At 55.2% G+C, this 13,714-nt stretch carries 13 protein-coding genes; all 13 read left to right on the top strand.

Annotation, left to right across the window (positions count from 1 at the left end):
* The first annotated feature begins 2 nt into the window (after positions 1–2).
* The 13 genes from flhB (at position 3) to K1558_RS21745 (ending at position 13,699) form a co-directional block, all read left to right on the top strand.
* Positions 3–1,097 carry a flagellar biosynthesis protein FlhB gene (gene flhB / locus K1558_RS21805; RefSeq protein WP_238653778.1) on the top strand — a complete coding sequence of 365 codons (1,095 nt, stop codon included), beginning with the start codon at positions 3–5 and terminating at the stop codon, positions 1,095–1,097.
* A 20-nt stretch (positions 1,098–1,117) separates the two neighbouring features.
* A complete protein-coding gene (gene flhA, locus K1558_RS21800) occupies positions 1,118–3,151 on the top strand; it encodes a flagellar biosynthesis protein FlhA (protein ID WP_238653777.1) in 2,034 nt (677 codons plus the stop codon).
* On the top strand, positions 3,148–4,557 hold the full coding sequence (gene flhF, locus K1558_RS21795; protein WP_238653776.1) for a flagellar biosynthesis GTPase FlhF: 1,410 nt from the start codon (positions 3,148–3,150) through the stop codon (positions 4,555–4,557). The genes flhA and flhF overlap by 4 nt, the downstream gene beginning before the upstream one ends.
* Positions 4,557–5,435, top strand: a complete 879-nt coding sequence (locus K1558_RS21790; RefSeq protein WP_238653775.1) for a MinD/ParA family protein — start codon at positions 4,557–4,559, stop codon at positions 5,433–5,435. Before flhF ends, K1558_RS21790 begins: the two co-directional genes overlap by 1 nt.
* Positions 5,436–5,470: 35 nt before the next feature.
* Positions 5,471–6,874 (top strand): protein-glutamate methylesterase/protein-glutamine glutaminase, encoded by a 1,404-nt coding sequence (locus K1558_RS21785; RefSeq protein WP_238653774.1) that lies wholly within the window; start codon positions 5,471–5,473, stop codon positions 6,872–6,874.
* A gap of 34 nt (positions 6,875–6,908) precedes the next feature.
* Positions 6,909–8,990: a chemotaxis protein CheW gene (locus K1558_RS21780; RefSeq protein ID WP_238653773.1), complete on the top strand. Its 2,082-nt coding sequence runs from the start codon at positions 6,909–6,911 to the stop codon at positions 8,988–8,990.
* Between the two features lie 27 nt (positions 8,991–9,017).
* Positions 9,018–9,479: a chemotaxis protein CheW gene (locus tag K1558_RS21775; protein WP_238653772.1), complete on the top strand. Its 462-nt coding sequence runs from the start codon at positions 9,018–9,020 to the stop codon at positions 9,477–9,479.
* 37 nt (positions 9,480–9,516) lie between these two features.
* The gene (locus K1558_RS21770; protein ID WP_274528705.1) at positions 9,517–10,110 is read left to right on the top strand and encodes a chemotaxis protein CheC; all 594 of its coding nucleotides are present in this window, start codon (positions 9,517–9,519) and stop codon (positions 10,108–10,110) included.
* Positions 10,103–10,600, top strand: a complete 498-nt coding sequence (locus K1558_RS21765; protein ID WP_238653770.1) for a chemotaxis protein CheD — start codon at positions 10,103–10,105, stop codon at positions 10,598–10,600. Before K1558_RS21770 ends, K1558_RS21765 begins: the two co-directional genes overlap by 8 nt.
* A 2-nt stretch (positions 10,601–10,602) precedes the next feature.
* On the top strand, positions 10,603–11,019 hold the full coding sequence (locus K1558_RS21760) for a hypothetical protein (RefSeq protein ID WP_238653769.1): 417 nt from the start codon (positions 10,603–10,605) through the stop codon (positions 11,017–11,019).
* Positions 11,020–11,098: 79 nt separating this feature from the next.
* On the top strand, positions 11,099–11,887 hold the full coding sequence (locus K1558_RS21755; RefSeq protein WP_238653768.1) for a FliA/WhiG family RNA polymerase sigma factor: 789 nt from the start codon (positions 11,099–11,101) through the stop codon (positions 11,885–11,887).
* A gap of 29 nt (positions 11,888–11,916) precedes the next feature.
* Complete coding sequence (locus tag K1558_RS21750; protein ID WP_238653767.1) at positions 11,917–13,320, top strand: DUF342 domain-containing protein; 1,404 nt, start codon at positions 11,917–11,919, stop codon at positions 13,318–13,320.
* 70 nt (positions 13,321–13,390) lie between these two features.
* On the top strand, positions 13,391–13,699 hold the full coding sequence (locus K1558_RS21745) for a hypothetical protein (protein ID WP_238653766.1): 309 nt from the start codon (positions 13,391–13,393) through the stop codon (positions 13,697–13,699).
* Positions 13,700–13,714 lie beyond the last annotated feature (15 nt).

Below are 13,714 nucleotides of genomic sequence, written 5' to 3'. Positions count from 1 at the left end.
ACATGGCGAAGCGGCAACGGTACAAACTGAATCTTCAGCTGTTCGGCGGGGACAAGACCGAGAAGGCCACCCCGAAGAAACGGCAGGATGCCCGGAAGAAGGGCCAGGTTGCCAAAAGTGCAGAGCTGTCCGGTGCGGTCGTATTATTCTCGGCGCTGCTGTCTCTTAGTATCTTTGGCAGCTTCATGAAAGAACGGTTTATGAAGCTGTACACGGATGTGTTTCAGCACCGGATGATGCTGGAGGTCACGCCGGAGAATATCTCCGCGCTGTTCAACCAGTACGGCTTGCAGATTCTGATTCTGCTCGCGCCTCTGCTGGGCATCACCTTCCTGCTGGCGCTTGTGGTGAACTTCGCGCAGGTGGGCTTCATGGCTTCCGGCGAAGGGATCACCCCGAAGTTCAGCAAGATTAACCCGATTAAAGGGTTCAAGAATATTTTCTCGACCCGTTCGCTTGTTGAGTTTCTGAAATCGGTCTTTAAGCTCGTCCTGATTGCCTATCTGGTCTATAGCACCCTCTGGGGGGAGAAGGAGAGCTTTGCCTCCCTCACCCATGTCGATGCGGAAGGGTCATACCGGTTCGTGGCGAAGCTGACGATGAACCTCGGCATCAAGATTGCGGCGGCTCTGTTTATCATGGCTGTGCTGGACTACATCTATCAGAAATACGAGCATGAGAAAAGCCTGAAAATGTCCAAGCAGGACATTAAGGATGAGTACAAAAAGATGGAGGGTGACCCCATCATCAAAGGCAAGATCCGTGAGCGGCAGCGCAGAATGGCGATGCAGCGGATGATGCAGGAGGTCCCCAAGGCCGATGTCATCATCACGAACCCGACTCACTTTGCAGTAGCTCTTAAGTATGACGGTTCCACAATGGAGGCTCCGCAGATTATAGCGAAAGGCCAGGATTATGTAGCACTCCGCATCAGGGAGCTGGCCAAGGAGCATGGTGTTGTAACGATGGAGAACAAGCCGCTGGCACGGGCACTATTCCAGAGAGCCGAGATTGGCGATGTGGTTCCGGCTGATCTGTTCCAGGCCGTTGCCGAAGTGCTGGCCTATGTATATAAGCTCAAAGGCAAGAGGAGATAAGCCGGGGGAGGAAAAGGACATTGAAAGCTAAAGATCTAACAGTTCTGCTGGGCATAATCGGTATTGTGCTGATGATGATTCTGCCCATCCCTGCCTGGCTTTTGGATGTACTGTTAATTATCAATATCTCGATAGCCCTGACCATTATATTGGTGGCGATGAATACCAAAGATCCGCTCCAATTCTCGATCTTCCCTTCGCTGCTGCTGATCACGACGCTGTTCCGGCTGGCTCTCAACCTGTCGACCACCAAGCTGATCCTGGGTGATGGCCATGCCGGTGAGGTCGTTGCGACCTTCGGAAGCTGGATTGCGCGCGGGCAGATCGCCATCGGATTCATCGTGTTCCTGATCCTGGTGGTTGTTCAGTTTATTGTCATCACCAAGGGCTCGGAGCGCGTAGCTGAGGTTGGCGCACGCTTCACGCTGGATGCGATGCCCGGGAAGCAGATGAGTATTGATGCGGATCTGAATGCGGGTATGATCAATGAGCAGCAGGCGCGTGAGCGCCGCCGCAATGTTGAACGCGAAGCGGATTTCTTCGGCGCCATGGACGGTGCGAGCAAGTTCGTCAAAGGGGATGCCATCGCCAGTATCATTATCCTCATCATCAACCTGATCGGCGGCTTCATTATCGGGATGACGGTTCACGGGATGTCGTTCCAGACGGCGCTGTCTACCTATTCCGTGCTTACGATCGGGGACGGGCTGGTCAGCCAGATTCCGGCCTTGCTGATCTCCACTGCTGCGGGTCTGATCGTAACCCGGGCGGCATCGGAAGGCAATCTGGCCGAGGATTTGACCGGGCAATTGCTGTCCTATCCGAAGCTGCTCTACATCGTGGCTGCAACTATTGCCTTCCTGGGTTTCTTTACCCCGATTACAGTGATGTCAACCTTGCCGCTGGCAGGACTGATGGCTTATGCGGCTTACAGCATGGGACAGAAGGCCAGCAGGCAGCAGATGGCTGATGAACAGCTGGTTGAGGAGAAGCAGATCGAAGAGGTGCGCAGTCCTGAAAGTGTGATCAATCTGCTGACGGTGGACCCCATTGAATTCGAATTCGGTTATGGTCTGATCCCGCTGGCGGATACAGGGCAAGGCGGCGATCTGCTCGACAGAATCATCATGATTCGACGGCAATGTGCCCTGGAGATGGGTCTTGTCGTGCCGGTCATTCGCATCCGCGACAATATTCAACTAAAACCGAATGAATATGTCATAAAAATAAAAGGAAATACCGTAGGCGGTGGTGAATTATTACTTAATCACTATCTTGCCATGAGTCCCGGGTATGATGACGAGTCAATCAGCGGGATTGAGACGATCGAACCCTCTTTTGGCCTGCCGGCCTTATGGATTGACGAATCGGTGAAGGAGCGGGCTGAATTATCAGGTTATACGGTAGTAGATCCTCCTTCGGTTGTAGCTACACATCTGACCGAGCTGATTAAGCGGCATGGATATGAATTGCTCGGCCGCCAGGAGACTAAGCAGCTGGTGGACAATCTCCGGGAGAATTATCCGGTGCTGGTGGACGAGCTGATTCCGTCTGTTCTCGCTGTCGGCGATATTCAGAAGGTGCTGGGCAAGCTGCTGCGTGAGAAGATCTCGATCCGTGATCTGGTGACCATCTTCGAGACCCTGGCTGATTACGGGACCTACACCAAGGACCCGGATGTGCTTACCGAGTATGTGCGGCAGTCCCTGTCCAGGCAGATCACCCAGCAGTTCTCCCAGACGGGCGAGACGCTGCGGGTCATTACGGTCGGTCCGGGGCTGGAGAAAAAAATATCCGAAAGCGTACAGCAGACGGAGCAAGGCAGCTATCTGGCGCTTGATCCGGTATCGACCCAAACGGTCTATCAGCGGCTGGCAGAGCAGATTAACCGTCTGCTGCAATCCGGCCAGCAGCCGATTGTATTAACCTCTCCCACAATCCGTATGTATCTACGCCAGGTGATTGAACGGACCATGCAGGATATACCGGTATTGTCGTACAGCGAGCTGGAGCCAAACATTGAAATTCAAAGCGTCGGGGTGGTGAACTTATGAGAGTGAAGCGTTATGTGGTTGATACGATGCCAGACGCTATGCATTCTATCCGCAGCGAGCTTGGAAGCGATGCCGTTATCCTGAGCACCAAAGAGATTAAAGTCGGCGGTTTCATGGGCATGTTCACGAAAAAGAAGATTGAAGTGGTCGCCGCTGTGGAGAATGGTGCGAAGGCGGCTGAGCCGGAGCGGGTTCCGGCTCAGCCGCTGAATGTGCCGCGGAGTGCAGTGCCGCAAGCTTACCAGAAGGCGGCGTCAGCGGCCGCTCCCCAGCCTGTCACGGTGAAGGAGGCGGCCGCCGGAAGCTCGTACGCGGAGGTTGCTGCTGCGCTGGCTGATTCCATCGGGCAGGGAGGCGGTGTCGCTGTGGTTCCACCTCTGCTGAAGTCAGAACCGGCTGAAGAGCCGGCCGTTGACCAGGTGCCGGCTCTTCAGCCGGAGCAGCATCCCGAAGACAACCAAGGGAAGCTATCGGCCATCTATGATACCCTTGCAGGCGCACAGCCTGTACAAGCGGCATCGGCTGCGGCCGAGAGCGATGTTCTCCGCGAGATCCGGGATATGAAGCAGTGGATGGAGCGGATTGCACGTTATTCTGCAGGAGCGGCCGAGCTGCCTGATGCGCTGGAGGTGCTGAAGCTCCGCCTGGTCGACCAGGAGACTGACGCTGTGCTGGTGGATGAATGGATCAGCGGGGTGCTGGAGCGTTACCGGGAAGAAGGCAGCGGCTGGAGTCCGGAGCAGTTCGGAGCCGCTCTGCAGGCGCAGATCGACGGCTTCCTTGACGGCCGGATTACAGGCGGGATCTCCCCGGATACGCGGATTGTGTATATCGCCGGGCCGACCGGGGTCGGCAAGACGACAACGATTGCCAAGCTGGCGGCAGAGCAGCTGTTCAAGCAGGGCCGCAAGGTTGGTCTGATTACCTCAGACACCTACCGCATCTCAGCTGTAGAGCAGCTTAGAACGTATGCCTCTATTCTTAATATTCCGCTCGAGGTGGTTCAGTCGCCCGGTGATCTCCAGCGGGCCATGTTCCGGCTGGAGAGCTGTGATCTGGTGCTGATGGACACCGCTGGCCGGAACTACCGTAACGAGCTGCTGGTGGCGGAGCTGCAGAGCCTGCTGGCCAAGGAGCTCCCGAGTGAGACCTTCCTGGTGCTCAGCCTGACCTCCAAGAGCCGGGATATGAAGAAGATTGCCGAGCACTTCAGCCGTTATCCGCTGGATAAAGTTATTTTCACGAAGCTGGATGAGACGGGGAGCTACGGCCCGCTGTTCAATGTGCTGAACGATTTCCCGCTCAAGCTCTCCTATATCACGAACGGGCAGACCGTTCCTGACGATCTTCTGACGGCAAGCCCGGAACAGATTAGCGGAATGCTGCTGGGAACAGGGGGCGGGTAATGGACCAGGCGCAATCGCTCAGACGGCTGGTATCCAGCCAGGATGCCCGGCCGGTCTCCGGCAGCGGCGGCACCGCCCGCATCATTACCGTATGCAGCGGCAAGGGAGGCGTCGGAAAATCGAACTTCACCCTGAACTTTGCGCTTACATTGAAGGCGATGGGGAAGCGGGTTCTGCTGTTCGATGCGGACATCGGTATGGCCAATATCGATGTACTGATGGGCGTATCCGCGAAATATAACCTGTACCATCTGCTCAAGCGGGAAGCGGACATCGGGCAGATCATCCAGCACGGGCCGCAGGCTCTGCCTTTTATCGCCGGCGGCTCCGGAATGGATGAGCTGTTCACCCTTTCCGAGGCCGATTTGAATTACTTCACCTCACAGATCGGCCTCATTGCCGACACGATGGATTACATCCTGTTTGATACAGGGGCAGGACTCTCGAAGGAAACGATGAAGTTCATTACCTCTGCCGACGACTGCCTGGTGGTGACTACCCCGGAGCCTACCGCGATCACGGATGCTTATGCTTTGATGAAGGTGGTTCATCATTCCCACCCCGAAACGGCGTTCAGGCTGATTGTCAATCAGGCGGGAGATGAACGGGAGGCCCGGGCAACCAGCGACAAAATCTGTATGGCTGCCAGCCGCTTCCTGCAGCTTGAGCTTCCTTTCCTTGGTTATATCAGCAGTGATCCGCATGTTGTCCAGGCCGTAAAGAGACAAATTCCATTCTCAGTGGCTTTTCCGAACAGTGTTGCAGCCAGGGATGTGCAGAGGCTTGCGCAGAGCTATCTGGCTGTTGATTCAGTAGAAACCGCTAAAGTGCAGGGCATCAGGGGATTTATCAGCAAGTGGTTGAAACGAAACAAATAATTGTTCTGAATCTGGGGGACAGAGGTGGAAATGGTATGAGGCCTTATAAAGTTCTGGTGGTTGATGACTCTGCGTTCATGCGCAAAATCATTTCCGATTTAATAGAGAACGATGCGGATTTTCAGGTTACAGCAACGGCTGCCAACGGCCGTGAGGCCATTCAGAAGGTGAACGAGCTGCGGCCCGATCTGGTTACCATGGATGTGGAAATGCCGGAGATGAATGGTCTGGAGGCGCTCAAGCTGATCATGGCTGAGCATCCCCTTCCCGTCATTATGCTGTCGGGCATTAATGAACAGGGGATGAAGGAGACCATTATGGCCTTGGAGTGGGGGGCTTTCGATTTCATCCGAAAGCCGTCCATTTCAAACTCGCAGGATATCATCGCCGTCGGGGAATCCCTGCGGGAGCAGATGAAGGAGGCCATGCTGGCGCGTGAGCAGCGGGAAGCCCGGGCCTCCGCAGTGAAGGTGACGGAGCCGTCTCCGGCTGCGGAGCCTCCGAGAACGGTGAGGGAACCGGTGGGCCGGAAGCCCGAAGCGGTCAAGAAAGAAGCGGCGCCGCTGCGGGAGCCGCAGAAGGAAGCGGAGAAGACGAAGCGTGCGCCGGTTGCGCCGCTGTCAGAGCCGCCGAAGCCGCAGCCGCAGAAGGGCGGCGCGGACCCTCTGGCGCCTGGGCGCACAGCCAAGCCGCCGGTGTCTGTGCCGCCGCCAGCGAAGCCGGCGGCCGGACGGGTACGCAGCCGGGCAGCAGATGCGGCCGGCGGCGAGACGCTGGGCCAGCGGACGGCGGCTGAGACGGCTGCGGGGGTCTTCGCGGAGCCGCCTGCAGCCTCAGGCGGGCAGGCCGGCGGCACACGCGGCCTGCGCAAGCTGGTTGCGGTCGGATGCTCTACGGGAGGGCCGAGGGCGCTGAAGGCGTTCCTGGAGAAGATTCCCGGTAATTTCCCGGCCCCGATTGTCATTGTCCAGCATATGCCGCCGAACTTCACCAAATCGCTGGCCCAGCGGCTGAATACCTTCAGCGCGCTGGAGGTGGCTGAAGCGGAGCACGGTATGATTCTCCGCCAGGGCGCAGCCTATATAGCCCCTGGGGGATATCATCTGAAGGTGGTTCCGGCGGCCGGCGGACAATATGCGGTCGAGCTTACCAAGGAAGAGGTCCGTAACGGGCATCGTCCTTCTGTAGATACATTGTTTGAATCGGTGCTGCAGCTCACCTCGCTGGAACGTCACGCGGTCCTCATGACCGGGATGGGCAGCGATGGAGCCCGTATGATGAAAGCACTCTACGATTCGGGCGTAACCTCTACCTTCGCAGAGAGTGAAGAGACCTGTGTGGTCTATGGAATGCCGCGCTCTGCAGTGGAGCTACAGTGTGTGAGACACATCCTGCCTTTGCAAGACATTGCTCCAAAGCTGATACAAGCCGTTAAATAATGGAAAAGCGAACTCGAAGGGGAGGTGCTCGTTAGTGGACATGAATCAATATTTATCCATGTTTATTGATGAGTCAAATGATCATCTGCAGTCACTGAACGAAAGCATGATGGAACTGGAAGCAAATCCTGAGGATCTGAGTATTGTCCAGGTGATTTTCCGCTCCGCCCACACCTTGAAGGGCATGGCGGCTACAATGGGGTTTGAGGATTTGGCTTCGCTGACGCACCAGATGGAGAATGTGCTCGATCTGGTACGCAACAACAAACTGCGGATGCAGGATTTCATCTTTGACACCCTGTTCAAAAGTATTGACGCTCTGGAATCCATGGTTGAGGATATTACGGGCGGAGGCACGGGCAAAGCGGATGTCTCAGCGATTGTAGCCTCCCTCCAGGCCATTGTGCGCGGAGAGATTCCTGCGGCGGGCGGTGCTGCGGCTGAGGTTACTGCGGCGGCGGCCGGTACTGCCTCGGGCGCGCAGGTATTCCTGGATGAATTCCAGTATTCCGTGCTGGAGCAGTCACTGCAGGCCGGGCATCAGGTGCTGTATGTGGATGTGGCGATCCGTAAGGATTGCCAGCTCAAAGCGGTGCGTGCCTACATGGTCTTCGATCTTCTGGAGCGGTCCGGAGAGGTCGTCAAATCCTTCCCTTCGGTTCAGGATATTGAGCAGGAGAAATTCGATACAGGCTTCTCCCTCTATTACATAACCCAAAAGGACGCAAGCGAAATTCAGAAGATGATTCTGAACCTGTCGGAGATTGAGGCGGTTACGGCCGTGGCTCTCGACCAGGAATCGCTTCGCCAGATGGGGCAGGACAGCGTTGCCGCTACTGCAGAAGCTCCGGCCCCTGTGCAACAGGCTGCGGCTCCCGCAGCAGCCCCTGCACCTGCCGCCGCTGCGCCAGTGAGAGAAGACAGCGGTAAGGCAGCTCCGGCCAGAGCAGGCGGAGCTCCTTCCCCTTCCCGGACTATCCGTGTCGATATTGAACGTCTGGATGTCCTGATGAACCTGTTCAGTGAGCTGCTGATTGACCGTGTCCGGCTGGAGCAGCTGGCTTCAGAGGTCCAGAACGGCGACCTTACCGAGACCGTTGAGCACATGGGCCGGGTCAGCGGGGATCTGCAGAACATCGTCATGAAGCTGCGTATGGTGCCGGTGGATACCGTATTTAACCGGTTCCCGCGGATGATCCGCGATCTGGCTAAATCGCTCGACAAAAAGGTAGAGCTGATCATTACCGGCGCCGATACAGAGCTGGACCGCACCGTAATCGACGAGATTGGCGATCCGCTGGTGCATCTGCTGCGCAACGCGGTGGACCACGGCATCGAATCGGTAGCTGACCGCGCTGCCGCCGGGAAGCCGGAGACCGGCACGGTACAGCTGCGGGCCTTCCATAGCGGCAACCATGTTTTCATTGAGATTGAAGAGGACGGAAGGGGCATTTATCCGAAGAAGGTTCTGGCCTCCGCCGTTAAGAAGGGTGCGATTACCCAGGAGCAGGCCAATTCAATGTCGGATGATGAAGCCTATCAGCTGCTCTTCGCTCCGGGCTTCAGTACGGCGGAAGTCATCTCTGACGTCTCGGGCCGCGGGGTTGGCCTGGATGTCGTCAAAGCCAAGATCTCCTCGTTAGGCGGTAACGTTACCATCTATTCCTCACCTGGCAAAGGCACGAACTTCTCGGTACAGCTTCCGCTGACCCTATCGATCATCGCTGCGATGCTGGTGCGCCTGGGCTCCGAGAAGTATGCGATTCCGCTCTCGTCCATTGTGGAGACCGGCATCGTGAAGCAAACCCAGATCCGCACCATCCATGGCAACAGAATGGTGGAATTCCGGGGCAGCCATATTCCGCTGATATCGCTGAGCAAGATCTTCTCTGTTCCGGACTACGATGAGAGCACGGAAGAGGAAACCGAGATTGTCGTCGTGCGCAAGGGGGAGCGGCTGGTCGCCCTGGCCGTTCAGGACTTCATCGGACAGAACGAGATTGTAATCAAGAACCTTGGCAAGTATCTGCCGGAGGTGCAGGGCATCTCCGGAGCCACCATTCTCGGAGACGGACAGGTAGCGCTTATCATTGATCCGAATGCTTTCATCAAATAATCAGGATAGAACAGGGAGGTTCATTCCATGGCTGAAGATATCAAAGTAATCGTATTCAAGCTTGGCACTGAAGAATACGGCATTGAAGTGGAGAAGGTCCAGACGATCGAACGCATGATGCCGATTACCCGTGTACCGAAGACCTACTCCTTCATCAAAGGGGTCATCAATCTGCGCGGTGTTGTTATTCCCGTGATTGATCTGCGCGGCCGGTTCGGTATTGAAGAAGCAGAGCATACGGACCAGACCCGGATCATCATTGTCAATGTGAACGAGATGGAAGTTGGCTTCATCGTCGATTCGGCCAACGATGTCATTGATCTCAACCGCGATATCATTGATGTTCCGCCGGATGTAGTGGGCGGGATCAAGGCGAAGTATCTGGATGGGGTGGCCAAAATAGGAGATGACCGTCTGCTGATTATGCTCAACCTGTCCGAGGTGCTCAACAAGAGCGAAATCGTGCAGCTTGAAGGCCTGGAGGGATAGCCTAGTGGAGCTATTCAAGAATTTCAAGGATTTCAAAATGGACGTGCTCAAGGAGGTCGGGAATATTGGGGCCGGCAATGCCGCCACTGCGCTGTCACAGCTGCTCAATAAACCGATTGATATGGCGGTTCCGAAGGTGCAACTGCTCAGCTTTGAAGAGATCACTGATAAGGTGGGCGGTGCGGAGGAGCTGGTATATGCCGTATTCCTGCGGGTGGAAGGAGAAGCCCCCGGCAATCTGTTCTTCATACTGACGCCGGAGGCTGCCACGAATCTGCTTAGCCGGGTTGCCGGGATTGAAGTCACCGGCAGCGGTGAGCTGAGTGAAATGGAGCTGTCAGCGCTCAGCGAGATCGGCAATATTCTGGCCGGCTCGTACCTGTCCTCGCTGGCTGACTTCACTTCGCTGTCCATGTACCCCACGGTGCCGGCGCTGGCCATGGATATGGCCGGAGCCATTCTGGGCTACGGGCTGCTGCAATTCGGACAGATGGGCGACGACGCGCTGCTGATCGACACGACCTTCCTGGAAGGCCAGAATGAAATTGAAGGGCAATTCTTCCTGATACCCGATCCGGAATCATTCCCCAAAATCTTCAAGGCACTGGGAGTCCCGTTCGATAATGATTGAAGAGCAAAGCATCATTAAAGTAGGCATGGCGGATCTTAATGTGGGCGGCCAGGACAGTCTTATCCGTACGACCGGTCTTGGCTCCTGCGTTGGCCTGACTCTGTTTGATCCCGGCAAAAAGCTGGCGGGCATGGCCCATGTCATGCTGCCTTCGTCAGACATCGCGCGGGAAGGGCAGCTGAATATCGCCAAATTCGCTGATACGGCTGTGCCGGAGCTATTATCGCGCCTGCTTGCGCTGGGTGCGGTCAGAAGCCGGATTGTGGCCAAGATGGCCGGAGGCTCACAGATGTTCGCCTTTGCGGGCGGGAGCGACACCATGAGGATCGGGCCTCGTAATGTGGAATCCTGCAAGCTTGCTCTTGACGCCCTCCGTATTCCGCTGATTGCGGAGGATACGGGCGGTAACTACGGGCGCACGATAGAAATCTCCTGCAATACGGGAGTGATTTTTATCCGCAGCGTTCAAAAAGGCCAAAAGGAAATATAGCCATGAGCAAAAAGCTATTGCTGAATGTTGCAGCCGGGCTGGTTGGATTTGTTATTACCTTTCTCGCAAACAACGGACACAATGTAGTGGGAACCAGCCTGATCCGGGGCATTTACGGATTTATCATCTGGTTTGTGCTTGCTTTTCTCCTGAGATGGGTACTCAGTGTTATTATTGGAAATTCTGACGAGTCCGGTGATGTGGAATCCGGCCCCTCCGGTCTGGGAGATGGGCTTGGCGGGAAGCTCGATATCAGTACACCTGATGAAGAGCAGGAGCTGAAGGATCTGCTAACCCCCAAGAAGGACAATGAGAGCACCGAACATGGGGATTTCAAGCCGTTACAGCCTCCGAAGCTGGTCTCTATGAAAGATCCTGAAGAATTGGCCAAGGCCGTTCGTCACCTGAAAGAAGAATAAGCGTGTACTGCGGTTTGAAGTCCGTGTTCCCCGCGCCGCATCAGGCCCGCTGACTACACTTTGGGAAGGGTGAAAGCCGTTGAACGAGCGTAAAGCAGCTCAGTCGGAAACAGATATGCTCTGGGAGCAATGGAAAGAACACGGTAATCCTGAAGCCAAAAAAAAGCTGATTGAGAGTTATCTCCATATTGTTGATTACGTATCCAGCCGTCTGGCGGTGGGCCTGCCCAAAAACGTATCCAAGGATGATCTGGCCAGCAACGGGGTGATGGGGCTGATTGACGCCATTGAAAAATTCGATTACAAGCGGGGGCTACAGTTCCAGACCTATGCCTCCTGGCGGGTACGGGGCGCTATCCTTGATTCGCTGCGGCAGAGTGACTGGGTTCCGAGATCGGTCCGCGAAAAAGCAAAAAAAATCGAGGACGCTTACCAGCAGCTGGAACAGAAGTATCTGCGGTCCGTAAGTGACGAAGAAATGAGCCAGTACCTGAATATTTCAGAGACGGAGTTTCAGACCATGCTGCAGGATGTTGCGGTAATGTCACTCTGTTCACTGGAAGATCCGATTCGTGAAGAAGAATCCGAGACGCGCATGTCCATCCTGGTGGACGACAAAGCCAAGAATCCGGACCGTAAGGTAAATGAATTCTATCTGCGGGATACGCTAACCAAGGGCATCGAGAAACTAACAGTGAAAGAACGGACCGTAGTGTCCCTTTTATATTATGAGGATTTATCATTAAGTGAGATTGCCGAGGTGATGTCGTTATCGCCTTCGCGGATCTCGCAGCTTCATTCTAAAGCGATTTTGCGGCTAAGAGGTACACTTGAGAAGAACCGGGACCTTCTGATGCAAAATGATTAACCGGGCGACGGTGACAAGGGGGAGCAGAATTGATCGGTCAATATGTATTGAGCCAATACCTGAGCATTACATTCTCGGATGATAAGGAAATAGCTTACCTTCAATTCATTAAGAAGGATGAGAATTTCTCCTGTTCAGTCGAAGATCTTGACAGCTTCCTGTTCAGTCACAATATTCGTTTCGGCATCCAGCGTGATATTGTCCAGCGGATCAGCAGTAATCCGGAGGAATACTTCTGGAACAGAGTGCCCATCGCCATCGGGGAGCCTGCAGTAAACGGCCAGGATGGCCGGGTCGTACTGACCGTGGATATGGAAGAAGACCGCAGACCTCTGGAGAAGGAGGACGGCAAGGTCGATTATAAAGAGCTGGTGCGGCTGCATAATGTGAGAAAAGGCCAGCTCATTGCCAAGGTCATTCCGGCTGAGAGCGGAACCATGGGCAAAACCGTGACCGGAGAGGAGCTTCCCTGCCGGCCAGGGAAGGAGGCCCGGTTCAAGGTAGGCAAAAATGTGCTGGTCGATCAGGAAGAGACCTCCATGTACGCTGCTATTGACGGATTGGTTACGCTCACAGACAAAGGCAAGATCAATGTCTTCCCGGTGTATGAGGTGAACGGGGACGTGGATTACAGCACGGGCAATATTGACTTTGTTGGTACAGTAGTCATTCGCGGCAATGTACTTACCGGCTTCACTGTCAAATCGGCAGGAGATATCCGGGTGGTCGGCGGAGTGGAAGGGGCTGAGCTTATCTCAGGCGGTTCCATCGAGATCACAGGAGGAATTATCGGTTATAATAAGGGCCTTGTTAACGCCGGACAGAATGTTAAGGTATCCTTCATCCAGGATGGTAATGTGGTTGCCGGAGAGGATATTATCGTCTCGCAGAGCATTATGCATTCTAATATCCGGGCAGGACGGGATGTGCTCTGCAACGGATCCAAGGGTCTGATTGTTGGGGGCGTTGTGCAGGCAGGAGACCGGGTTGTCGCCCGGACGATCGGCAACACGATGTCTACCGCTACAGCGATTGAGGTGGGAGTTGTACCTGAGCTGAGAAATGAGATGAACGATCTGCGCCAGGAGCTGCGTCTGCTTTTAGAGAATGAGGATAAGACGAACAAAGCACTGTATCTGCTGGGCCAGCTCGCGAACAACGGACAGCTGTCCCCGGATAAGATTGCCCTCAGGGTGAAGCTCAATGCAACGAAGCAGTCCCATCTGCGCGAGGAGAAGAGGATTAAAGAGCGTGTGCTGGAAATAGAACGGATGCTGGAGGATACCGGCAGAGCCAGGGTGGATGTCATCAAAACCATCTATGGCGGCTCCAAAATTGTTATCGGCAGGTACACACGCTTTGTCAAAGATCCGACAGAACGGGTATCCTTCATCTACAGCGAAGGGGATATCTCCATTACGCCTTACATCTAACCAGGCAGGCAGCTCAGGGCGGCCTGCCATTCCTTGATTCTGAAATCTATTACGGAAGAAGAGGGATCTTATGAGTATGAAGCCGGTGGAACTGCAAATTGCACTGCCCCGCACCCATGATGCAGGCAGAATCCAGACTAACCTGCAGCAGCGTCCTGCGCTTGACCAGCAGCAGCTGGCCGGCCAGAATGTCAAGCAGACTCAGGAGATTGCGCAGCGCAGCAGTGAGGTGGACGAGTCCGCTGAATCAGCGCTGCGGGACGGCGGCAAGGGCGGCCGCTCCGGGGGCCAGGCCTATCCCCGCAAACAGGAGAAGCCGGAGGATACCCATGAAGCCGAACACCCCTTTAAGGGGCACCGGATTGACTTCAGTCTTTGAGAGGCTGGCAAGAAT

Source organism: Paenibacillus piscarius (genome assembly GCF_022234545.1).
Classification (GTDB): domain Bacteria; phylum Bacillota; class Bacilli; order Paenibacillales; family Paenibacillaceae; genus Paenibacillus_AQ; species Paenibacillus_AQ piscarius.
This window is presented reverse-complemented; position numbering and strand designations above follow the sequence as displayed.

Coding starts and splice junctions, on each gene's coding strand:
- K1558_RS21760 (WP_238653769.1), top strand. CDS start 10,603: ATGAGCAAAAAGCTATTGCTGAATGTTGCAGCCGGGCTGGTTGGATTT.
- K1558_RS21775 (WP_238653772.1), top strand. CDS start 9,018: ATGGCTGAAGATATCAAAGTAATCGTATTCAAGCTTGGCACTGAAGAA.
- K1558_RS21790 (WP_238653775.1), top strand. CDS start 4,557: ATGGACCAGGCGCAATCGCTCAGACGGCTGGTATCCAGCCAGGATGCC.
- flhB (WP_238653778.1), top strand. CDS start 3: ATGGCGAAGCGGCAACGGTACAAACTGAATCTTCAGCTGTTCGGCGGG.
- K1558_RS21770 (WP_274528705.1), top strand. CDS start 9,517: ATGGACGTGCTCAAGGAGGTCGGGAATATTGGGGCCGGCAATGCCGCC.
- K1558_RS21745 (WP_238653766.1), top strand. CDS start 13,391: ATGAGTATGAAGCCGGTGGAACTGCAAATTGCACTGCCCCGCACCCAT.
- K1558_RS21765 (WP_238653770.1), top strand. CDS start 10,103: ATGATTGAAGAGCAAAGCATCATTAAAGTAGGCATGGCGGATCTTAAT.
- K1558_RS21785 (WP_238653774.1), top strand. CDS start 5,471: ATGAGGCCTTATAAAGTTCTGGTGGTTGATGACTCTGCGTTCATGCGC.
- flhF (WP_238653776.1), top strand. CDS start 3,148: ATGAGAGTGAAGCGTTATGTGGTTGATACGATGCCAGACGCTATGCAT.